Source organism: Flavobacterium rivuli WB 3.3-2 = DSM 21788 (assembly GCF_000378485.1).
Taxonomy (GTDB): domain Bacteria; phylum Bacteroidota; class Bacteroidia; order Flavobacteriales; family Flavobacteriaceae; genus Flavobacterium; species Flavobacterium rivuli.
On sequence record NZ_KB899967.1, the window covers coordinates 273,910 to 296,639 of the forward strand.

The following is a 22,730-nucleotide window of genomic DNA, read 5'->3' on the forward strand; positions in this document are numbered from 1 at the left end:
GTAATTAATTTAAAAGTGCTTGTAAAACCGCTAAAATTAATAAAAATGTCGCCAAGGAAACAAGCATTAATATAAGTTTGGCACTAAGTGCAATTCATTTCAACTGTTTATGAGGAGTATAGATTAAAATTAAATATGAATTTTAAACACTACTGCTCTATAAGGCAAATTATAAACTGGGTTTTTCCATCAAGATTGTTGTAGCTTAAATAACCGCCATGTGCCTCTATAATGTTTTTAGAGAGCGTAAGCCCAATGCCTGCACCATCGTTACGGGTAGTAAAGAACGGAAGGAAAATCTTATCTTCGATCTCTTTTTCTATCCCTCTCCCATTATCTGTAATAATAATAAAAATGCGGTTGCTTTTTACCTCAGCAGCAATTTCAATATTTTTAATATCGTTATTATCTAATGCAAAAATACTGTTGGTAAGTAAATTAATAAGTGCATGTTCTATCTGCAATACATCGGCCATGAGCCATCGGTTAAAGGTAATGGCGTTATTAACCCGGATATCCTTATTTTTAAATAATGGCCCCATAATATTAAGCACATTGTTAATAAGCGCGGTAAGCTCTATTTTTTCTTTTTGGGGAGAAGGCAGCATAGCAAGCTTACGGTAACTCTCAATAAAACTTTGCAGGTGGTCGCTGCGGTGTATCATAGTGGTAACGCTTTGCTTAATATCCTCCATATCGTCTTTAGAAAGCGATTCCTGCTGAATAAGTTCGTTTAAGTTTTGGGTAAGCGACCGTATGGGGGTTATAGAATTCATAAGCTCATGAGATATTACCTTCATAAGGTTTATCCAGGCATCTTTTTCTTTTTTTGCAATTACCTTTTGTATAGAGTCAAGCAATATAATGTAGTAATCATGCCCGTATGTTTTGGTTTTAGATGTTTGCAGCATAAAGGTCTGGCTCTCCTCTATACCCAGCTTTATTTGTACCGATGTGCGGATATCATCAAAATTGCGGTCTTCTATTATAGTGCAAAGTGCCGGTAACTGGTTTCTCAGGTATTTCCATTTAGATACTTTAGGCACATCAAAATGAGATGAAAAGTAATCGTTCATCAGGAAAACATTCCAGTCGGCATCATCTTTTTGCAAAATTACCACTCCTGTTTCTATATTATTGAGTATGGCACTGTATACCATATCTTTACTAACCTGCTCATGGCGGCGGTTCTTTAAGGTATCATATAATTTAAAAAGGCTTTTGTAATTATTATGAGTACTGTGCCTGGAAAAATCTGACGAAAAATCGTCATTGAGTATAGCGTTGATGGTTTTGTCGTAAAACAAAAAAATGTTTCTTATAAAGGCAAATAGTTCTATGAGTAAAAACACAAAAATTAACAGGCACAAAAATGCAGTGTATGGCAGCTTTTGCGAAAAAGCATATACGCCTACACCCACCGCAATTATTAAAAGCAGCAGGCGCACAAACAGCAACTGGTACAACTTTAAAGATTTCATAGTTTAGTTTTTTCCCAGTTCATATTTATCCATCCTCCTGTACAGCGCCGCGCGGGAGAGGCCTAACTCTTCTGCAGCTTTGCTAATGTTGTGGTTATACTTTTGCAAGGCCTTTTCAATCGTAGCACGTTCTACCCCGGATAGTTGCCCATCGTCATTAGTTTCTGTAAATGTAATTTTATCAAGGTCGAGGTCGGCAGTGGTAACAATATTATTATCGCACAAAATCACGGCGCGCTCTATACGGTTTTCGAGCTCCCTAATATTACCGCTCCATGCGTGGCGGGTAACATTCTTAAGGGCTTCGGTATCAAAAGCAAGAACACCGCTACCATATTTATCAGCCATTTTATCTAATAAAAACTGTGCTAATGGCACAATGTCTTCCTCACGCTCCCTAAGTGGCGGTAGGGTAATTTCCATAGTATTAATGCGGTAATATAAATCTTCCCTAAAGTTTTTAAGTGCAGTCTGTTCTTTAAGGTTACTGTTAGTCGCTGTAATAATGCGAACATTTAGAGGCCGTGGTTTGCCTTCGCCCAGGCGTGTAACCTGTTTGTTTTGTAGCACCTGCAATAACTTTGCCTGTAAGTGTAGTGGTACGTTACCTATTTCGTCAAGAAAAATGGTACCGTTATTAGCCAGTTCAAAACGGCCGGGAGTATCTGTACGGGCATCTGTAAAGGCACCGCGGGCATAGCCAAAAAGCTCGCTCTCAAAAATATTATCGTTAAGCGAACCCAGGTCTACGTGTACAAAAGGCTGTGCAGCCCTGTCAGAATTTTGATGGATGTAATTTGCCATTACATATTTACCGGTACCATTCTCGCCAAGCAGCAGCACGTTAGCACCAGTCTTCGCTACCTTGCCAGCCAATGCATACGCCTTTTTTATAGCCAATGATTCGCCTGTAAAATAATGGCTGCCATCACCTTTTTTAGTTTCCTGTTTTCGCTCTTTTCGGCTTTCGCCTACCGCTGTTTTTACAAGCTCTATAAGTTTATCGTTATCCCAGGGCTTTAAAATATAATCAAAAGCACCAAGCTTAAGGCCTTCTACAGCAGTTTCTACTTTGCCAAAAGCAGTCATGAGGATAACAACTGTATTAGGAGAAAATGTTTTAATTTCTTTTAGCAGGTAAATACCTTCCTTACCATCGTCAAAACCCACACGGTAATTCATGTCCAGTAAAACCACATCAATGGTATGTTCTGCCAGTAAATTAACCACTTTTTTAGGCTCGGCAAGGGTATATATATGTTCAAAATGTTTCTTTAAAACCATTTTAGAAGCAAATAATATATCTTCTTTATCATCTATTACTAAAATGCTGGCTTGTGTTTTTTTCATCAACTGTACGGTTTCGGACAAAAGTGTTCATTATCGGACACTTTGCCTAAATTCAATAAAATACAAAACTATGTAAATCAATTATTTAACCATATTAAAAGTATGGCATAAAATTGTTAATATACCTATCAAACAAATACTAATGGACACTATTGTTACCCGTAAAAATAGAAAAAATAAATACCTGCTGTTGGCAGTGCCTGTATTTTTATTGGCAGGCTATTTTGTTTACTCTGCCGTAACAAAAAAGCGAAGCCTTGCCGTAAAGAAAAGCGAAGTTATTATAAAAACGGTAGAAAAAAATTACTTTGAAGATTTTATAATCCTTCAGGCTAAGGTAGAACCCCTTAATTCTATGCTCCTTAATGTAATTGAAGGCGGATCCATACAGGAAATTTTTGTGGGCAATGGCGACTTTGTAAAAAAAGGGCAACCGCTGGCAAGGCTCTACAATCCTAATACAGAGTTGGGCTATGTAACCCAGGAAACATCTATAATAGAGCAAATAAATAACCTGAACAAGGCAAAGCTGGACCTGCGCAACCAGGAACTTAACATGCAAAAAGACCTTGTAGCCATAGACCATGATTACCAGGATGCTAAAAACCTGTATGACCTTAACGAAAAACTGTTTAAGGAAGAGATACTCTCTAAAAACGAATGGAGCAAAACACAGGAAAACTTCAGGTTTCAGAAAGAGCGTAAAAACATTATACAGCAAAGTATAAAGAAAGAAAAGCAGGCAAACCTTATACAAATAAGCCAGATATCGCAATCGCAGGCTATTATGTATAAGAGCCTTGATATATTGCGGACTAACAAAAAGAACTTTTTAGTAACTGCGCCGCTCACAGGGAGGTTAACATCTTTTGAGCCGGTGCTGGGTAAAAATTATGCATCTGGCGAGAGCATAGGTAAAATAGATGTTATGCAGGGTTATAAACTTGTTGCCGAAGTAGATGAATTTTACCTGCAGCGTGTAACCGCAGGGCAAAAAGGCCAAGTAGATTATAAAGGTGAGAATGTAGCCGTAGCCGTTAGCAAGGTAATCCCGGAAATTAAAAGCGGGCGTTTTTTAGTAGAGCTTATTTTTAAAGCTGATAAAGAACTGGCATTGCAACAGGGATTAAGCTTTGGGGTAAGGCTTATACTATCTGAAAAAGCAAAAACCCTTGTACTCTCTAAAGGCAGGTTTAACGAAGAAACGGCAGGCAGATGGATATTTGTGGTTAAAGGCAACACCGCCGAACGCAGGGATATAAAACTGGGCAGGGAAAACCCTTTGTATTATGAAGTACTGGGCGGCCTTAAAGAGGGCGAACAGGTTGTAACATCGGGCTATGCTGATTATAAAGAGATTCAAATTTTAAACTTTAACGATTAATACATGAGCAAATTATTTTACCTGTTAGTTATAGTTATCATGGCTGCGGCAAAGATGATAGCTCAGGAAAAGGCTGCATTGTATACTACCGGTACACATTTTATACTGCCGGTAGAAAAAGAGCAATGGCAAAACACCAATACCGATAACTTTACAAGGGCAAGCTATAAATGGTACAATGGGCAAACCTACATAATGATTGTAAGCAATAGAGATGCAACTATACAATTAGATTATACTGCCATAGTGAAGAAAGGCAAGCTGCTTATAGAAGTTGCAAATACAAACCATGAAATTATTTATGAAGCAACACTTACTACGGATAAAAAAGACATGGAAAAACTGGATTTAAAAGCCAATGAAATATACCATATTACTTTTACAGGACAGCAAACCAGCGGCTCTTACGAGTGCAAATGGAAAACACTATAAAATTACAGGAGTTTAATCATCAATAAAAACAAGCAAGAAAATCAACCGGCAGGTAAAGAATTAATCAATCTTTGCAGGCAACTCTAAAAAACCATTATCATGATAAAAATCGAAAATTTAAGCAAAGTATTCAGCACAGAAGAAGTGGAAACGAAAGCACTAAACGAAGTTTCGCTGCAAATAAAACAAGGTGAATTTGTAACTATAATGGGAGCATCGGGCTGTGGTAAATCGACCCTGCTTAACATTATCGGTTTACTGGACAATGTATCGGGCGGCAGTTACAAACTACTTGATAAAGAAATTAACGGACTTAAAGAAAGTGAGAGGGCTAAAATAAGGAAAGAGAACATAGGTTTTGTATTCCAGAACTTTAACCTTATAGATGAACTTTCTGTTTATGATAATATAGAGCTGCCACTTATTTATAACAATGTGCCTGCCGGCGAAAGACGCAAAAAAGTGGAGGCTATTGCAGAACGGCTTGCCATATCGCACAGGCTAAAGCATTTTCCGCAGCAGCTATCGGGTGGGCAGCAGCAAAGGGCAGCCGTAGCACGGGCACTGGTAAACGACCCTAAAATTATCCTTGCCGATGAGCCTACCGGTAATCTGGATAGTAAAAACGGCAACGAGGTTATGGAGTTGCTAACCGACCTTCACGCCAATGGTGCCACTATACTTATGGTTACCCACAGCGATTATGATGCTTCTTTTTCGCAACGCACCATATTAATGAAAGACGGCATGATACTTAGCGAACAGCAAAACAGCAGGAAAGTAGATGTTTTTGTTGGGTAGTTCTTAGTTAGGAAGCTGGATGAATGGAAATTGGACGACTGTAATCTTTCTTCCCGCGGACATAGGGCTTCCAGACATCTGACTTTCAGACCTCAATCTTCAATCATCAATCAATCAAAATCATCATGTTTAATAACTGGTTAAAAATTTTTTTGTACCAAATAAAGAATAATAAATTCTTTACACTGCTTAATTTGCTTGGGCTTAGCATGGGTATTGCAGGGCTGGTTTTTGCCATACTATACTGGAACGACGAGCATGAATATAATGCATGGAACCCGGAAAAGGAACGCGTATTCTCTGTATCTAACGATCTTGGTAAAGATATGATATGGGCAAGCAATATAGCACCATTGCAAAAATACCTTAAGGGCATACCCAATGTAGAAAGCTATTGCTATCTAAATAACTGGTACCAAAACGAAATGGTAGAATACAGCGGGAAAAAAGAACAGCTTAAAATAACCAATGCCCAAAGCACGTTCTTTTCGTTTTTTCCTTTTAGATTTATAGAAGGAGATGCAAACAACGCTTTAAAAGACGACACCAGCATAGCAATATCTGAAAAGACGGCACAAAAATTTTTTGGCACCGAAAAAGCGTTAGGCAGGCAACTTAAGTATGCAGATAAAATACTTGTGGTGCGTGGCGTGTACCGTATACCGGGCAAATCGTCTTTCGCACCGGAAATGGTTGTTAACATGCTTGCCCCAAGGCTTAAACAGGATGAGGAAGAATGGGGCAACTATGGCTATGGCCTTTTATTAAAACTTAAAGACCCTGCTGCCAGCCACGAGGTAGAAAAAGCCATTGAAGGTCTTTACTATGAGTACAGGACAAAGCCCTGGGCAAAAAATGACGGCCTCTCTATAGAAGAATTTATTAAGGTAAATGGCAGCGCAAAAGTAATTTTAGAGCAGCTTGCCACCTCGCGTTTACACTCAGTAGCCGGAGGATATCCTGAAGGTAATGGTAATTACCTGTTCTTAGCTATAATGGCAGCACTTTCTATACTTATAATAGTACTGTCTATTGTAAACTATGTAAACCTTACCACTGCAAATGCCATTAAAAGGGCAAAAGAGGTTGGGGTACGCAAAATATTAGGCGCTACAAAAGCAAACATTGTACGCCAGTTTATATTTGAAGCCGTTGCAACAACCCTAATTGGGGTGGTAATAGCATTAGTTATTGTAGAGTTGGTATTGCCGTTTTATAATAATTTTCTTCAAAAAACACTTGTGCTCAGCAGTAACCAGTTTTACCTGCAGCTTATTGCAATTTTTATAATAGTAGTTATAGCAGCAGGAATTTTTCCTGCGGTATATGTTGCAAATTTTGAAACCCTTAATGTGCTTAAAGGCAACTTTAGCCGTAGTAAAAGCGGTATATGGCTGCGCAACGGTATGCTTATACTGCAATTTGCTATAGCATCGTTTTTTATAACAGGATCTTATGTAGTCTATCAGCAGGTAAACTACATGAGCACCAAAGACCTGGGGTTTAAAGGCGAGCAGATAGTCCAGGTGAATTATATCCGAAAGGATACCGAACCCAAACAAATTTTAGCCCGCTATAATGCCGTAAAACAGGAACTTTTAAAAATCAAGGGGGTACAGGCGGTATCATCCGGGGCATTTACCTTTGGCAGTTATGCCACCTCAACATCGGGTTATAATTATAATGATACGCGTGTACAGGCACAGAACATGGCGATGGATTTTGGCATGCTCGAAATGATGCAGATTAAAATGGCAAAAGGAAGGATGCTTTCTGATAAATATGCTTCAGACACTATAAGTAACATGCTTATTAATGAAGTAGCCATGAACATGATGAAAGAAAAAGACCCTATAGGCAAGGTAATAAACTGGAATGACCAGCAGCTTAAAATTGTGGGAGTGGTAAAAGATTTTCATGTTTCGAGCCCGCAAACAACCATTCCACCCATGTCTTTCTTTCATTACAAAACCGTAGAATGGTTTCCGGAAATGCTTGATAAATTTTATATAAAACTGGATGCCGATACTACCGAGGCAACCATGGCAGAGATTGAAAAGCTGTGGACTACTAAAGTTAATACTGAAAATCCTTTTAGCTACGACTTTGTAGATAAAGGCTTTGCCCGTACCTATGAGAGTTATGTAAAGCAACGCAACCTTTTCTCGCTGCTAAACGCGGTAGTTATCATAATTGCATTATTCGGTTTATTTGCCCTCGCTTCCTACTCTATAGAACGCAGAATGAAAGATATTGCCATACGCAAAACATTAGGCGCACAAACTAAAGCATTACTAACAGAACTCTCTAAGCAATACATAGTATTTTGTATAATAGGTTTTTTAATTGCCTTTGTACCCGCATGGTTATTGCTAAATAAATGGCTCGATAATTTTGCCTTCAGGATCACTATATCTGCTATTCCTTTTATAGTTGGTTTTGTTGTACTTATGGCCTTAACCCTTACGGTAGTACTATCCCGTGCCTACATGGCAACACGCGTTAATGTACTTAAATATCTTAAATACGAATAGCCATGTTAAACAACTGGATTAAAATATTTTTATACCAAATAAAGAATAATAAATTCTTTACACTACTTAATGCAACCGGCTTAAGCCTGGGTATTGCCGGGCTTGTGTTTGCAATATTATACTGGAACGATGAGCAGTCTTACAACGCCTGGAATCCTGAAAAAGATAACATTTTCCAGATGTCTAACCTTATAACTGCCGATGGCATGATATGGGCTAATAACGTTGCACCTGTAGGGCAATATATAAAGGAAATTCCTGAAATAGAGCAAATATGCTACCTTAACACCTGGTATGGAGAAGATATTATAGAATATAACGGTAAAAAAGGAAAAACAAAAGTGGTTGATAGCCAGTCTTCATTTTTCTCTTTCTTTCCCTTTCAGTTTATTAGTGGCAGTATACAAACTGCATTAAAAGACAACACCAGCATTGCGTTGTCTGAGGAGGCTGCACAAAAATTATTTGGTAGTGAAGAAGCATTAGGCAAACAGGTAAAATATGACGGTAAAAATTTAGTTGTAAGAGGCGTGTACCGCATTCCCGGAAAATCGTCTTATGCACCTGCAGCCGTTACGAATATGATAGATACGAGGCTAAAGGGTGATGCCGACCAATGGGGTAACTATTCGTATGGCTTATTGCTTAAACTTAAAGACCCTTCTCAGATAGATTTGGTTAAACAGCAAATTGTTAACATACTTATAGAGCGCAGATCTAAGCAATTTGCCGATAAAGAGGGCGTAACTTTAGACGAATTCATTAAAAAGAACGGCAAACCTACAATTTTTTTAGAACCACTTGCTACAGCAAGGCTTCACTCTATAGTAGATGGTTATCCTGAGGGGCACGGCAACTACCAGTTTTTGCTTATCATGGCCGGGCTGTCTTTGTTAATACTTATATTATCTATAGTTAACTATGTAAACCTTGCCACTGCAAATGCAATTAAAAGGGCTAAAGAAGTGGGTGTACGTAAAATATTGGGCGCATCTAAAGCTAATATCGTTAAGCAGTTTATTTTTGAAACTGTAATAATGACCATATTTTCTATACTGCTGGCACTGGTAATCGTAGAGCTTGCCCTACCCTATTATAACGATTTTTTAAGCAAAACACTTGTTATACACAGCAGCCAGTTTTACCTTCAGCTCACTGCAATATTTATTATAGTATTAATAGTTGCCGGCATATTTCCTGCCATATATGTGTCAAACTTTGAAACTCTTAAAGTACTTAAAGGCAACTTTACACGCAGCAAGAGTGGTATATGGGTACGCAATAGTATGCTTATAGTACAGTTTGCCATAGCATCTTTTTTTATAACCGGCTCATACATTGTTTACCAGCAGGTTAATTATATGAGCAACAAAGACCTTGGGCTTCATGGCGAACAGGTTATAGAAATAGAATACCGCAGGCCACAGGACGAGGATCCTAAACTAATTTATAGCCGCTACCTTACTATAAAACAGGAACTGCAAAAAATTAATGGCGTTCAGGGAGTATCTGCCGGGGCATTTTCTTTAGGTAACAATGACAACTCTTCGTCATCTTTTAATTACAATGGAGGTATTGATATTCAGGGACAAAATATGGGCATTGACTTTGAAATGCTCGATATGCTTCAGGTAAAAATGGCAAAGGGCAGGCAACTGATGCAAAAATACTCTTCAGATACTATAGATGCCGTTCTAATAAATGAGGTGAGTATGAAAATGATGAATGAAAAAGACCCTCTAAATAAAATTATAGACTGGAATAGCAGAAAGCTTAAAGTAGTGGGAGTAGTAAAAGATTTTCACCTTACGGGGCCGCAATCAGAGATTCCTCCTATGATCTTTTTTCACTTTAAAACTATCGACTGGATGGCATACAACCTCAATAAAGTGTATGTTAAAGTTAACCCTCACGATATGGAGGGCACTATTGCAGCCATAGATAAATACTGGACAACAAAAGTAGATACCGAATATCCGCTGAACTATAGTTTTGTAGATAAAAATTATGCCCGCACTTATGCCGGCTACATAAAACAACGCAACCTTTTTTCGTTGCTAAATCTTGTGGTTATACTTATAGCATTATTTGGGTTATTTGCACTTGCATCGTACAGCATACAGCGCAAAATGAAAGAAATTGCAATACGTAAAACCCTGGGTGCAGCAACTAAAGTACTGCTTACAGAACTTTCTAAACAGTATATAGTCTTTTGTGTAGCAGGCTTTTTTATTGCTGCCCTGCCCGCATGGTTCCTGCTCGATAAATGGCTTGATAATTTTGCTTTCAGGATACAGGTATCGCTGGCTCCGTTTATAGTTGGTTTTACACTATTACTATTTCTTACCCTTGCTGTAGTGCTTTCAAGAGCATATATAGCTACACGGGTAAATGTACTTAAATACCTTAAATACGAGTAAGCATGCTAAACAACTGGATAAAAATATACCTGCACCAGGTAAAAAACAACAAGTTTTTTACCGCGCTTAATATACTTGGGCTTAGCCTGGGTATTGCAGGGCTTGTATTTGCTATACTTTATAAAAACGACGAGCAAGCGTACAACGCGTGGAATCCTGAAAAAGAACATGTATTTGTTGTGGTTAACGATTTGGGCCTGGGCCGCATTTGGGGCAGCAGCTCTGCCGCATTGGGCCCTGTTATACCCACTGCTTTGCCGGAGGTTGAAAGTTTTTGCTACCTAAATACTTGGTATGACGATGGCGTGATAACTTTTAACGACAAAAAAGTACTGGCTACAAAAGTAACCGATGCCCAAAAAAATTTCTTTAGCTTTTTCCCTTTCCCATTTGTACATGGTAATGCAGCAACAGCCCTGCAGGATGTTAACAGTATTGCGCTGTCGCAAACGGTGGCGCAAAATTTATTTGGCAGTATAAATCCCCTAAATAAACAGGTAGCTTATGGCGGCAGGGTATTAACGGTAATGGCTGTTTACAAATTAGAGGGAAAATCATCTGTAGAACCGCAAGCGGTAACCTGCCAGATAGACCCAAAATTACAGGAGAGTGTTAGTAACTGGGAGAGCTTTAGCTATGGGCTGTTGCTAAAACTTAAAGACCCTGCAAAGGCAAAAACAGTTACAGATAAAATAGATAAGCTATATATTGACAACACCATACAAAAGGCTGCAAAAAACAGCGGCCTTGCCATAGACGAATATGTAAAAAGAAACGGTGGGCTTACAGCACAGCTGGATCAATTAAAAACAGTTAGGTTAGAATCTAAACATTCAGATTTTCCCGAAGGCCGCGGTAATCCTCAGTTTTTAATGATCATGCTTGCCTTATCTGTATTAATACTTGTATTGTCTGTAGTTAATTATGTTAACCTTGCTACGGCAAATGCTATAAAGAGGGCTAAAGAAGTGGGCGTGCGTAAAATAATGGGCGCTACAAAGGCAAATATTGTAAAGCAATTTATGTTTGAAACCATACTTACTACTTTATTTGCTATTATACTGGCACTGGTACTTACTGAGCTTTCTTTGCCTTACTACAATAACTTTGTTAATAAGGAACTTACAATTGCCGGCAGCCAGTTTTCTGTGCAGCTACTGTTTATTTTCATAATTGTAGTGGTTATAGCAGGCATTTTACCCGCCATTTACGTGGCTAATTTTGAGGCTGTAAAAGTAATAAAAGGTAACTTTTCCCGCAGTAAAAACGGTATATGGCTGCGCAACGGTATGCTTATACTACAGTTTGCCATAGCATCGCTGTTTATAACAGGATCTTATATTGTAACCCAGCAAATAAATTACCTCACTACAAAAAATCTTGGCTTTAACGGCAGCCAGGTTTTAGATGTGCATTACCGCAATGCCTACGATTATACACAAAAAGATTTCAGGGACAAGGTTATTCAAAAATTTAACAGCACCAAAGTACAGCTGTTAAACATTAAAGGGGTAGAAAGTGTGGCTCCCGGAACATTCCAGTTCGGCACAGAAGATGGCTCTAACACCATGTTTAAATACGGCAGTGCCGAAGTACCCGTGCGCAATATGGCTATAGACTTTGGACTGCTGCAAATGCTGCACATAAAAATCAAACAGGGCCGTGACCTTTCAGAAAAATTTTCATCAGATACCATAGCCTCGGTACTTGTTAACGAAACCGCGCTAAAAATGATGAATGAGAAAAACCCCATCGGTAAAGAAATACAATTATCTGGCGGAGGGCCAACGTTCAGGATTGTTGGTATTGTGTCCGATTTTAGCCTTACCGGCCCCGGGCAGGAAATCCAGCCCATGCTTTTTTACCACTACAAAACAATAGGGTGGTCGCTGCAAAACGTACACGATATATACATTACCATAAAACCTGAATACATAGCAACAGCACTGCCAAAAATTGAAAAGCTGTGGACTGAAAAAACCGACCCCGACTATCCTTTTAGCTACTCTTTTGTAGATAAAAGCTATGCACGCAGTTATGAGGATTATGTAAAGCAGCGCGATCTTTTCTGGATGCTTAATGTTGTGGTTATTACTATTGCACTTTTTGGGTTGTTTGCATTAACATCTTACAGCATACAGCGCAGAATGAAAGAGATAGCCATACGCAAAACGCTGGGAGCCGAAACTAAAACGTTGTTAAGAGAATTATCTAAACAATATATTGTGTACTGCACTACAGGTTTTATTATAGCCACTGTACCTGCATGGCTGTTACTGGATGAGTGGCTTAACAATTTTGCTTTCAGGATACAGGTTTCTGCCCTGCCATTTATTATAGGCTTTATATTCCTTATGGTTTTAACGCTAATTGTAGTGTTATCCAGAGCATACGCAGCCACCCGGGTAAATATTCTTAAGTATCTTAAATACGAATAAACATGCTTAAAAACTGGGTAAAAATATTTATATATCAGGTAAAGAATAATAAATTTTTTACTGCCCTTAATATACTTGGCCTTAGCCTGGGTATTGCCGGGTTAATATTTGCAATACTTTACTGGAATGATGAGCACAGCTATAATGCTAAAAATCCGGGTAAGGAAAACATTTTTTTTGTAGTTTCTGATTTGGGAGAGGACAAGGTTTGGGGCGCAAGTGCTGCCCCGCTTGGCCTCCATATACCTACTGCCCTACCAGAGGTGCAGGAATACTGCTATATGAACTCATGGTACAACGGCGATGTTATATCATACAACGGAAAAAAAGAAGTAGTCGATAAAATTACTGATGCACAAAAAAATTTCTTTAGCTTTTTCCCATTTGAGTTTATAAAAGGAAATGCTGAAACAGCACTCGACCCTACATCTGTAGCATTATCTGAAACTATGGCACAAAGGCTTTTTGGCACCACAGACCCTCTTAACAAACAAGTAGAATATGCAGGGAAAATGGTTACCGTAAAGGGCGTTTACAGGATAAACAACACATCATCTTACATGCCGGACATGGTTGTTAATATGATAGACTGGAAACTTAAGGATGAAGATACTAACTGGGGTAACTTTAGGTTTGGCCTTTTTTTAAAACTAAAAAACCCTGAACAGGCGGCGCAGGTTACAAAAAAGATAGATGGATTGTATTATGATTATGGAGTTAAAAAAAATGCTTTACAAGGCGGCATTACACCTGCCGAATATATAAAGCGTTTTGGGCAGACAAAGGTTACGCTGGAACAGCTTAAAGATATCCGCCTGCACTCTAAAGTAAACGACGTTCCTGAAGGGAGGGGCAATTACCAGTTTCTTTTAATCATGGCAGGGCTTTCTATTTTAATACTATTAATGTCGGTTGCTAATTACGTAAACCTTTCTACCGCAAATGCTATAAGGCGTGCTAAAGAAGTGGGCGTACGCAAAATATTAGGAGCATCTAAAAGTAATATTATAAAGCAGTTTGTGTTAGAAACCGTTATTACAACTCTTTTTGCCATACTGCTATCGTTAGTTATTGTAGAGATTTCGCTACCTTATTATAATACGTTTTTGGGCAAAAACCTGAGTATTAACAGCAGTGAATTCTATTTACAAATAGTGTTTATATTTATTATTGTAGTAATCTTATCGGGCATTTTACCTGCTGTATATGTTTCAAAATTCGAATCGGTGCTTGTTTTAAAGGGTAATTATACCCGCAGTAAAAAAGGCATCTGGCTAAGAAACGCAATGCTGGTTAGCCAGTTTGCCATAGCATCATTTTTTATTATTGGCTCTTATGTTGTAAACAACCAGGTAAATTACATGAGCAATAAACAGTTAGGTTTTAATGCCGGCCAGGTTATAGACGTTTACTACCGCAATCCTTACGACTTTAGAGTTGAAGGCTTTAAAAAATTAATTGCACAAAAATACAGCAGGGTAAAAGAACAACTACTTAAAATTAAAGGCGTAGAACTGGTAGCTGCCGGTACATTTAAAATAGGCAGCGAATCGTCTTTCCAGTCCAGCTACAGTTATAATGGTGCCGAAGTTACATTGTATAACATGGCTGTTGATTATAACCTGCTCGAAATGATGGATATTAAAATCTTGCAGGGAAGAAGCCTGTCTGATAAAATATCTTCAGATACCATAAATTCAGTCCTGCTTAATGAGACGGCCTTAAAAATGTTCCGGTTAAAAGACCCAATCGGTAAAAGCGTTGCATGGGGAGGTTCTGACAGGCAGCTAAAAATAATAGGCGTAGTAAAAGATTTTCATATTAATGGCCCGCAGGAAAAAATACCACCCATGGCATTCTATCATTATAAAACCGTGGACTGGATGTTGCAAAACAGCCACGACATATACATAAAAGTTAAGCCCGAAAATATGGAACAGGCAATGGCAGAAATGGAAAAACTGTGGCGAAAGGATGTAGATGTTGATTTCCCGTTCAGTTATGATTTTGTAGATAAGAACTTTAAGCGCACCTATCAAAATTTTGTACACCAGCGCAATTTATTTATGCTGCTTAACATAGTGGTTATTATAATTGCCCTATTTGGTTTGTTCGCCCTTGCATCATACAGCATACAACGCAGGATGAAAGAAATAGCCATACGCAAAACCCAGGGGGCTAATACCGGTGTGTTACTAAAAGACCTCTCTAAACAATACATTTTGTTTTGTGCAATTGGTTTTGCACTGTCGTGCATACCGGTGTGGCTGCTGCTGCAAATGTGGCTCGAAAATTTTGCCTACCGCATAACCATTTCTTACGTGCCATTTGTAACAGGATTTGTAGCCCTTATGGTTCTTACACTGGCAGTAGTACTTAGTCGCGTTTATGCAGCTACAAGGCTTCATGTGCTTAAATATCTTAAGTACGAATAGTTTATAATTTTAGAGTTAGTTATAATTCACCAATAGCCCCGGGGCCTAAAGGTTTCGGGGTTATTAATCTGCCAAACAATGAAACGTTTTTTATTACATAGCTTATTACTTTTTATAATACCTCTTACTGCGAATGCACAGGAGGTATGGACGTTGCAGCAATGCCTGGAAACCGGGCTTAAAAACAACCTTGATTTTCAGATAAAGCAACTGGATGTATTAAGTGCTAAGACTACACACAGAAATGCTGCGCTGGAGTATTTACCTTTAGTAAACGTAACCGGCAGCCATAGTTACAGTATAGGCTCTACCATAGACCCTGCAACTAACAGCAGGGTAAGCTCTAATATACAAAGTGATAATTTTGCCCTTAATGCCAGTATGAATATTGTAGACTTTAATATTTTTACCACAGCACGCCGCAATAAAATTGCCGTGCTTAAGGCAAATGCCGATAAAGAAGCTACAGTAGCAGAATATAGCCTTACAATATTAGAAAATTACTATACTATTCTTTATACACAGGAATTACTTAAAATACAGCAAAGCCAGTTTGAAAATGCTGTGTTTAACCTTAAGCGTATTGAAAAAGAAGTAGAGATAGGCAGCAGGCCAAAAAGCGACCTTTATGATATGCAGGTAATTTATGCTCAGGAAGAAAATGGCATTACAACTACAGCGCAATTGCTGTATAACCAAAAGCTTACACTTATACAATTAATGAACCGCCCGGATGTATTACCCAATAGTGTATTGGTTGAAAATAGTGCCCTGCCAGAAAATGTTATAAGGCCAGAAGCTGAAGTATTTGAAAATGCCCTTAAGAACTATCCAAAAATACTATCGGCGCAGCTAAACCAGGATATTGCTAAGAAAAACATAAAAATCCAGAAAAACTATTACCTGCCTGTAATTCAGGCTTACTATAATTATTCGTCATTTTACTACCTGCCGCTTAAACAAATGGGCGGACAACAGGTAAACCCATTTTGGACGCAAATTACTGATAATAAGAACCATTACATAGGCCTGCAACTAAATGTCCCCGTTTTTAATGGCCTTCGCACCCACCGCGACGTGCAACTGGCTAAAATAGAATATCAAAAAACTACAGTCTTGGCCGAGCAGGAAAAAATTAAACTACGCCAAACTATAGAACAGGAAACTGCAAAACAAGAACAAAATACCATACTTGCCACAAAACTGGAAGATACAAGAAATTATGCCCAAAAATCTTTTGAAACTACACAGGCAAAATTCAGTAGTGGGCTTATAGAGGCTATTGTTTTTACAGGATCTAAAAACCAATTACTTACCGCCGAATATAATTTATTAAAAGCTAAAGTAACGCTCGCTTATTTAGCCTTAGAGCTAAACTACCTGCAGTACAACAAGTTTTTTTAAAAATTTACAATTAGCGTAAATTCTATTTAAAATTGTTAAAACGTTTTCTTGAAAAACAAAAATATACAAAACTTACAAGCAATACTGCTAATGTAATCATCCCTAAAAAAAATGCCTGTTTGTTATTCATTTCAGGCATTTTTTTTTGCACAAGATTTTCATATTCTTCAAAATTAGGGTTACCACTTTTTTTCTCCTCTGCACCTTTAAGGTCATCAAACATTCTTTTAACAGTAACATTATCAGGTTTCAGGCTATGTTCGTAATTCATCAAATTATCTAACATAGCTGTCTCTCCTTTACGGAACTTAACAAAAGGCCTTGACTCTAAAGACACTAATACAGCTAAAAAATCAAGACTGTTTAAACTGGTAAGCTTCGAAACTCCTTTTACAAAATTACAAATGGGTTTAAATTTATCTGTATCAAAAGTCTCTAGGACTTTGATATTGTAATTTTCATCCCTAAAAAATTTCCCGTAAATTTTTTTATCAGCCGGACTTAGATCATCCGTAAGAAATATACTCAGTTTTTTAAATCTTGCAGGGGTAGGCTGCAATAAATATTCGGCAAAATCTCCATCTTTAGTTTCTTCATATCTCTTGTATATAGCTTTTCTATAGTCCTCGATAGTTAACATTTTACTATTGTTTCGTAATTAATTGGAATTGCTCGGAATCAACCGGAACTATCAGAATTTCAGCACAATGAACAATAAAAAGCATTGTTACTTTGCCTCAGAATTAGTTTTTGCTTTACAGCGCATAAAGCAAATGTACAAAACTTGTTTTAACATTTTAACATAGTTGTACTACACAAATTGTAAGGCTGCATAAGGGAAGTATGCTATTTATAATTGTGTTTTAGTACCGCTAATCTTCCCACAAAAAGGAGTTTACTCTAAAAATTTTACGCCCATACTTTAATAGCTAATAACAATTGGCAAGGGCAACTATTATCTAAAACTTAAATAACATTTACCATGAAAAAATTACTTTTATTGGCAGCTTTTGTGCTGCTGGGCAACACAATAGTATCTTGCGAGAACATGCAAAATAATAATGATAAAGATGAATATCTGGCATCAGATGATGTTATCATTCCTATAAAACCACCTAAAAAACCGTAATTTGATTTAAGACACAAATTAAAATTGAAATTAGCTGCGAACACTGCGATTAAAGCCGGTTCGTGGCTAATTTAATATTTTAAAATCTCTGGTTTATGCACCCTATAATTTTTATAATGGGTATTTTTTTTTAATTTCGGAGAATGAAACTTATTCATAAGCTTTATCTCCCCCTATTACTATGTTGCCTGGTCATTATGGCTGTTTCATGCACTAAAAATAATGACAAAGATGCCTCTTACCCCATTACTTATCAAAGAGATACCGCAAATAATATAGCCAAAACACATGCAAATAAAGCAGAAGCATTTTATAAGGCTAAAGTATATGATAGTGCCTATTACCATTACAATGCAGCCCAAACATTGTTTGCCATAAATAAAGACAGTTTATGGTCTGCCTATTCACTTATTAAAATGTCTGAGTTACACATAATAACCGGAGATTACTTTGGCGGCGAAGCAGCAGCTACAGAAGCTTTAGCCTACTTAAAGAACAAAAATACTGGTGCATATCAAGTAGAAATTTATAATATGTTAGGTATATGTTACAGAAACCTTTACCAGTACAATGATGCACTATATTACTATAAAAAATCGTTAGCCAAAGCATCCGATTCATTATCTAAATGCATGGTTCAAAATAATATTGCCAATGTTTACATAGACAGTAAAAATTATAACAAAGCACTTGCATTGCTGCAAAATCTAAAAGTATCCGATACTGTTTTACAAAACAGGGAATTGATTGCAAAAGTTACTAAAAGCCTTGGCGATGTTTATTATGAAACCGGCAGGCCTAATGCTATCAGCCTTATGAAAGAGGCACTTACCATACGACAAAAAGACAATTTGGCATCGGGGCTTTTATCAAGCTATCTTCAGCTATCTAAATATTATGTTTCTACTAACCCTGTGCTTTCTAAGTACTATGCTACAAAAGGATACTCTCAGGCCACAAAAATTAATAACACCGACGATAAACTTAAAGCATTACAGCTATTAATATCGGCAAGTTTAGGTAAATATTCTAAAGATGTGTCAAGCAGGTATTTTATATTAAACGATAGCGTAAACAAAGCACGCATGACCACTAAGAACCAGTTTGCAAAAATAAAATATGATTTTACCACAACACAGGAAGAAAATTTAAACCTGAAAACCGAACACGAAAAAGCAGTGCTTGAGGCCGACAAGAATAGACTACAGCTGCAATTTGCCCTTTTGCTTTTTATATTCAGCCTTATTACCGTAGTGCTATTATATTACATGATAAAGCTTAAGCATAGAAAAGCAAAAATTATTGAGGTGTATAATACCGAGAGGCGGATATCTAAAAAAATACATGATGAACTGGCGAATGACCTTTTTAACGTAATATCGTTTGCAGAAGATCAGGATTTTACACTACCCGGAAAACAGGAAAAACTGGTACAAAACCTGGATGCAGTATATAGTAAAACAAGAGATATATCGAGAGAAAATAACTCTATAGATACCGGAGAGAGCTTTGGCCTTGCGTTAAAACAAATGCTGGGAGATTATAGCAGCGAAACAATAAATGTTATGGTTATAAACCATGAAACCGTAGACTGGAACGGCATGGGTAAGGATAAAAAAATAACTATGTACCGTGTGCTCCAGGAATTTATGGTAAATATGAAAAAGCATAGCATGGCAAATATTGTTGCAATAAAATTTACTAATGCCGGTAAAAACATTTATGTTCAATATACAGATAATGGCAAAGGATTAGACCCTGAAAAATTAATTTACAAAAATGGACTGCAAAATGCGGAAAACCGTATTTTATCTATTGGCGGGAGTATTACTTTTGAGAACACAACGAAAGGGCTTAAAATAATAAGCACTTTTCCGGTTTAATTGAGGATTACATGTTTAAAAAAATAATTGTCGCTGAAGATATTGACAGCATTAGTATGGGGTTACAACAGCTGTTACAAAATATTGATGGCGCCACCACCACATATACAAAATATTGCGACGATGCCTATCTTAAAATAAAAAAAGCTGCATTAGATAATGAACCTTTTGAGCTTTTAATTACAGATCTATCCTTTAAAATTACTTACCGTAATGAAACGTTAACATCTGGCGAAGATCTTATTGCAGCGGTAAAAAATGACCAGCCCAATATTAAAGTAATTGTTTATTCTATAGATGAGCGTGGCTACAAAATTCGCCATCTTATAGATGATATGAATGTTGATGGATATGTATCTAAAGGCCGTGATAGTGCCACCGAATTACTGAAGGCTGTAAATGAAGTGTATTATGGTAAAATATACATATCTAAACACCTTGCACATTTAAAAAAACCGGCTCTGGTAACAGAGATGGATGAACTTGACCTTGAAATTATTAAACTGCTTGCAGATGGGCTAATACAAAATGAAATTGCCGAAAGCTTAAAAAATAACGGAAGTAAACTATCAAGCGTAAGCAGCATAGAAAAGCGCCTTATAAAGATTAAAACTACCCTGAGAGCCCGTAACACCACCCATATTGTTAGCATTGCTAAAGATTTGGGACTTATTTAAATCAATCCCTTTTATTTTTGCCGGCACTATGCCGGTTTTTTTATGTTAAATTTTTGTAAAAAAATGCAAAAATGAGGATTTCCTCCAAATATAAATTTCAAAGCGTGGTAGTTTGGCCTTAACTAAAAAACAGCCTGATTGCAATTTACAAATGCAACAAGCTAATTACTAAGACTATTACAAATTTTAAATAATAATGAAACATTATTATATAAGCTTAAATGGGCATTATGAAGTGCATGAAATAACTTGTTTATACATCCCATCTACGTTAGATAGAATGTATTTAGGTTTTTTTTCAACGATTGAAGAAGCCATATTAGAAGCTAAGAAAAATCATGTCAAATCTGGCGGTTGTGCCGTATGTTGCGTACCGCATTATATAACCTGATTATGAAACATAGAGCAAGCAACACAAGTTTAAAAGGTGCAGGTAGTTTAAATATTAAATATATTTATAATAATATTTACCATATAATAAAGCTGCTTAGCCTTGCCTGCGCTACTATGCTTTTATTTGCTATTGCAGAAATGCCTGCCGTTTATTATTATTTTTTAAGACTTAGTGTCACAGTTTGTATTGCTGTGATTATAGTTATTGAGATTAAAAAAATTCATGCTTTGTGGCTCATACTTTTTGTAGCTACAGGATTAGTTTTTAATCCTGTTATACCGGTACATTTTTATAAGACATCATTATGGCTGCCCATATATATTGTAAGTGCAACATTGTTTGCAGGCTACGCCTATAAAATAAGAAGGATAAAAAATACACCGCCTAATGCATCTTTAAATGGTGTATAAAATAATGCTCTAACGAGTACATATTTAATTTGTTTAGTGATCGATAAGCAAAGAGGGTAACCAAAAATTTGATTACCCTCTTACTTTTTTAAAGCTGCCAGTAAATTACTTTTTACTTATTTTATATAATACGCTGGAGTGTGGCGCAAGGTCTTTACTAACAGCCCCTGCTACTTTACCTACCTGTTTGCCGCTCCACATATCTGTAATGGTGGCACCATTTTTAACACCAATAGCATCTGTAGCAACTTTTACATCTGATATTGGTTTGTCAGACATATTAAATAAAGCAAGGTACACATCGCCGGTTTTAGAATTTTTAGAGGTAATTGCTACTTTACCATCTGCCTGAAACAATTGTTTTACTCCAGTGCTTTCTTTATGCATTTTAAGCACCTCTTTATTAGTTAGCAGCGACAATGTAAAGGCATCATTGCTTGGCAGGTCTCCACCAAAGAACAATGGCGAACGGAAAATAGTAAACAACGTCATTAACGTGTATTGTTCATCTTTAGTAAGGCGCGTCATGCGGTCTTCGCCACGCTCTCCCCTTACAGATATACGCCCTAACGGAATCATATCGCAGTCTGGCCATGTACCCGGTGCTATGTAAGGATACCATTTTTGGGCAACCTCCATAAGATGTGTAATATGCGGCCATGTATCCCAAACATCATCAACCATACGCCACATATTAGCATTATTGCTTACGTGTTTAGCATCTTCTATAGGTGTTTCGCCCGGCGATGTACTTAATACTATTTTTCGTCCGCAATTATCTATAGCCTTACGAATAAGATTTATTTCACCCTCGTGATAAGGAGCAGAAAGGTCGTCTATTTTAATAAAATCAATACCCCACTGGGCATAAAGCTCAAATATAGAGTTGTAGTATTCCTGCGCTCCCGGTTTATCGGCTAAAATAGTGTAGTTATCTTTAAGCCATTTGCATTGCAGCTCTGTAGTATAAATTTTATCAGCAGTAATACCGTTAGTACCTTTAATAGGTAATTTGTCTTCAACCGCTTTTTTAGGGATACCACGCATTATGTGTATACCAAATTTAAGGCCTTTGCTATGTACATAATCTGCAAGGGCTTTAAAACCTTTATCATTTGCTGCAGATGGAAACCTGTTAACAGCCGGTTGGTACCTGCCATACTGGTCTATAACGTAACGCGGGTCGGTCTGGTTATATCCTCCTGCCTTATCATTTTCTACAAACCATCTAATGTCTACAATAATATATTCCCAGCCAGATTGCTTAAGCTCTTTTGCCATATAATCTGCATTGGCTTTAACTTCGCTCTCTACAACTGTAGGGCCATAGCAGTCCCAGCTGTTCCATCCCATTGGCGGGGTTTGTGCCCACTGTTTAAACTCTTCTTTTTTAAATGGTGCTTTTTGCTGTGCAACCGCGCCCAGCATAACTGTTGTGCAGGCTAAGGTTGTAAATACTTTTTTTAAAATCATAAAATGATGTGGTTAATATGTGTAAAATTTGGTTTAAATATAGCTACTTTAAATATCTCTAAAAATTAATAAGTGTATAAAATTG

General features: G+C 37.3%; 16 protein-coding genes. 12 read left to right on the forward strand and 4 right to left on the reverse strand.

Annotation, left to right across the window (positions count from 1 at the left end; all coding sequences use genetic code 11):
- Nucleotides 1-149: 149 nt before the first annotated feature.
- Both F565_RS0104730 and F565_RS0104735 read right to left on the reverse strand, forming a co-directional pair.
- Nucleotides 150-1,481, reverse strand: a complete 1,332-nt coding sequence (locus F565_RS0104730; RefSeq protein WP_026299886.1) for a sensor histidine kinase — start codon at nt 1,479-1,481, stop codon at nt 150-152.
- 3 nt (nt 1,482-1,484) lie between these two features.
- Entirely contained in the window at nt 1,485-2,831 is a 1,347-nt protein-coding gene (locus F565_RS0104735; RefSeq protein ID WP_020212052.1) for a sigma-54-dependent transcriptional regulator, read from the reverse strand.
- A gap of 142 nt (nt 2,832-2,973) precedes the next feature.
- Here F565_RS0104735 and F565_RS0104740 point away from each other — a divergent pair, with 142 nt between their 5' ends.
- The 8 genes from F565_RS0104740 (at nt 2,974) to F565_RS0104775 (ending at nt 16,679) form a co-directional block, all read left to right on the forward strand.
- The gene (locus F565_RS0104740; protein ID WP_020212053.1) at nt 2,974-4,215 is read left to right on the forward strand and encodes an efflux RND transporter periplasmic adaptor subunit; all 1,242 of its coding nucleotides are present in this window, start codon (nt 2,974-2,976) and stop codon (nt 4,213-4,215) included.
- Between the two features lie 3 nt (nt 4,216-4,218).
- The gene (locus F565_RS0104745) at nt 4,219-4,647 is read left to right on the forward strand and encodes a hypothetical protein (protein ID WP_020212054.1); all 429 of its coding nucleotides are present in this window, start codon (nt 4,219-4,221) and stop codon (nt 4,645-4,647) included.
- 99 nt (nt 4,648-4,746) lie between these two features.
- Nucleotides 4,747-5,448, forward strand: a complete 702-nt coding sequence (locus F565_RS0104750; protein WP_020212055.1) for an ABC transporter ATP-binding protein — start codon at nt 4,747-4,749, stop codon at nt 5,446-5,448.
- 125 nt (nt 5,449-5,573) lie between these two features.
- Nucleotides 5,574-7,982, forward strand: coding sequence for an ABC transporter permease (locus tag F565_RS0104755; RefSeq protein WP_020212056.1), 2,409 nt, complete (start codon nt 5,574-5,576; stop codon nt 7,980-7,982).
- A 2-nt stretch (nt 7,983-7,984) separates the two neighbouring features.
- Nucleotides 7,985-10,402, forward strand: a complete 2,418-nt coding sequence (locus F565_RS0104760) for an ABC transporter permease (protein WP_020212057.1) — start codon at nt 7,985-7,987, stop codon at nt 10,400-10,402.
- 2 nt (nt 10,403-10,404) lie between these two features.
- Nucleotides 10,405-12,840 carry an ABC transporter permease gene (locus F565_RS0104765; protein WP_020212058.1) on the forward strand — a complete coding sequence of 812 codons (2,436 nt, stop codon included), beginning with the start codon at nt 10,405-10,407 and terminating at the stop codon, nt 12,838-12,840.
- A 2-nt stretch (nt 12,841-12,842) separates the two neighbouring features.
- Nucleotides 12,843-15,275, forward strand: coding sequence for an ABC transporter permease (locus F565_RS0104770; protein ID WP_020212059.1), 2,433 nt, complete (start codon nt 12,843-12,845; stop codon nt 15,273-15,275).
- Between the two features lie 78 nt (nt 15,276-15,353).
- On the forward strand, nt 15,354-16,679 hold the full coding sequence (locus F565_RS0104775; RefSeq protein WP_020212060.1) for a TolC family protein: 1,326 nt from the start codon (nt 15,354-15,356) through the stop codon (nt 16,677-16,679).
- Between the two features lie 22 nt (nt 16,680-16,701).
- Here F565_RS0104775 and F565_RS0104780 read toward each other — a convergent pair whose 3' ends face one another.
- The gene (locus F565_RS0104780; protein ID WP_020212061.1) at nt 16,702-17,319 is read right to left on the reverse strand and encodes a hypothetical protein; all 618 of its coding nucleotides are present in this window, start codon (nt 17,317-17,319) and stop codon (nt 16,702-16,704) included.
- Between the two features lie 342 nt (nt 17,320-17,661).
- Between F565_RS0104780 and F565_RS22810 the strand changes: the two genes are divergently transcribed.
- The 4 genes from F565_RS22810 to F565_RS0104800 all read left to right on the forward strand — a co-directional run bounded on the left by F565_RS22810 (nt 17,662) and on the right by F565_RS0104800 (nt 21,172).
- The gene (locus tag F565_RS22810) at nt 17,662-17,808 is read left to right on the forward strand and encodes a hypothetical protein (RefSeq protein ID WP_020212062.1); all 147 of its coding nucleotides are present in this window, start codon (nt 17,662-17,664) and stop codon (nt 17,806-17,808) included.
- A gap of 197 nt (nt 17,809-18,005) precedes the next feature.
- Entirely contained in the window at nt 18,006-19,691 is a 1,686-nt protein-coding gene (locus F565_RS21200) for a tetratricopeptide repeat-containing sensor histidine kinase (protein ID WP_020212063.1), read from the forward strand.
- Nucleotides 19,692-19,702: 11 nt separating this feature from the next.
- The gene (locus F565_RS0104795; protein ID WP_020212064.1) at nt 19,703-20,368 is read left to right on the forward strand and encodes a response regulator transcription factor; all 666 of its coding nucleotides are present in this window, start codon (nt 19,703-19,705) and stop codon (nt 20,366-20,368) included.
- A 393-nt stretch (nt 20,369-20,761) separates the two neighbouring features.
- Nucleotides 20,762-21,172 carry a DUF6804 family protein gene (locus F565_RS0104800; RefSeq protein WP_020212065.1) on the forward strand — a complete coding sequence of 137 codons (411 nt, stop codon included), beginning with the start codon at nt 20,762-20,764 and terminating at the stop codon, nt 21,170-21,172.
- A gap of 105 nt (nt 21,173-21,277) precedes the next feature.
- Here the strand turns inward: F565_RS0104800 and F565_RS0104805 are convergent, their stop codons facing one another.
- The gene (locus tag F565_RS0104805; RefSeq protein WP_020212066.1) at nt 21,278-22,645 is read right to left on the reverse strand and encodes a glycoside hydrolase family 27 protein; all 1,368 of its coding nucleotides are present in this window, start codon (nt 22,643-22,645) and stop codon (nt 21,278-21,280) included.
- Nucleotides 22,646-22,730: the final 85 nt, after the last annotated feature.

What these genes read in the sequence shown, in the direction of transcription:
- F565_RS0104730 (WP_026299886.1), bottom strand. Translation starts at nt 1,481, where the DNA reads ATGAAATCTTTAAAGTTGTACCAGTTGCTGTTTGTGCGCCTGCTGCTT.
- F565_RS0104735 (WP_020212052.1), bottom strand. Translation starts at nt 2,831, where the DNA reads ATGAAAAAAACACAAGCCAGCATTTTAGTAATAGATGATAAAGAAGAT.
- F565_RS0104740 (WP_020212053.1), top strand. Translation starts at nt 2,974, where the DNA reads ATGGACACTATTGTTACCCGTAAAAATAGAAAAAATAAATACCTGCTG.
- F565_RS0104745 (WP_020212054.1), top strand. Translation starts at nt 4,219, where the DNA reads ATGAGCAAATTATTTTACCTGTTAGTTATAGTTATCATGGCTGCGGCA.
- F565_RS0104750 (WP_020212055.1), top strand. Translation starts at nt 4,747, where the DNA reads ATGATAAAAATCGAAAATTTAAGCAAAGTATTCAGCACAGAAGAAGTG.
- F565_RS0104755 (WP_020212056.1), top strand. Translation starts at nt 5,574, where the DNA reads ATGTTTAATAACTGGTTAAAAATTTTTTTGTACCAAATAAAGAATAAT.
- F565_RS0104760 (WP_020212057.1), top strand. Translation starts at nt 7,985, where the DNA reads ATGTTAAACAACTGGATTAAAATATTTTTATACCAAATAAAGAATAAT.
- F565_RS0104765 (WP_020212058.1), top strand. Translation starts at nt 10,405, where the DNA reads ATGCTAAACAACTGGATAAAAATATACCTGCACCAGGTAAAAAACAAC.
- F565_RS0104770 (WP_020212059.1), top strand. Translation starts at nt 12,843, where the DNA reads ATGCTTAAAAACTGGGTAAAAATATTTATATATCAGGTAAAGAATAAT.
- F565_RS0104775 (WP_020212060.1), top strand. Translation starts at nt 15,354, where the DNA reads ATGAAACGTTTTTTATTACATAGCTTATTACTTTTTATAATACCTCTT.
- F565_RS0104780 (WP_020212061.1), bottom strand. Translation starts at nt 17,319, where the DNA reads ATGTTAACTATCGAGGACTATAGAAAAGCTATATACAAGAGATATGAA.
- F565_RS22810 (WP_020212062.1), top strand. Translation starts at nt 17,662, where the DNA reads ATGAAAAAATTACTTTTATTGGCAGCTTTTGTGCTGCTGGGCAACACA.
- F565_RS21200 (WP_020212063.1), top strand. Translation starts at nt 18,006, where the DNA reads ATGGCTGTTTCATGCACTAAAAATAATGACAAAGATGCCTCTTACCCC.
- F565_RS0104795 (WP_020212064.1), top strand. Translation starts at nt 19,703, where the DNA reads ATGTTTAAAAAAATAATTGTCGCTGAAGATATTGACAGCATTAGTATG.
- F565_RS0104800 (WP_020212065.1), top strand. Translation starts at nt 20,762, where the DNA reads ATGAAACATAGAGCAAGCAACACAAGTTTAAAAGGTGCAGGTAGTTTA.
- F565_RS0104805 (WP_020212066.1), bottom strand. Translation starts at nt 22,645, where the DNA reads ATGATTTTAAAAAAAGTATTTACAACCTTAGCCTGCACAACAGTTATG.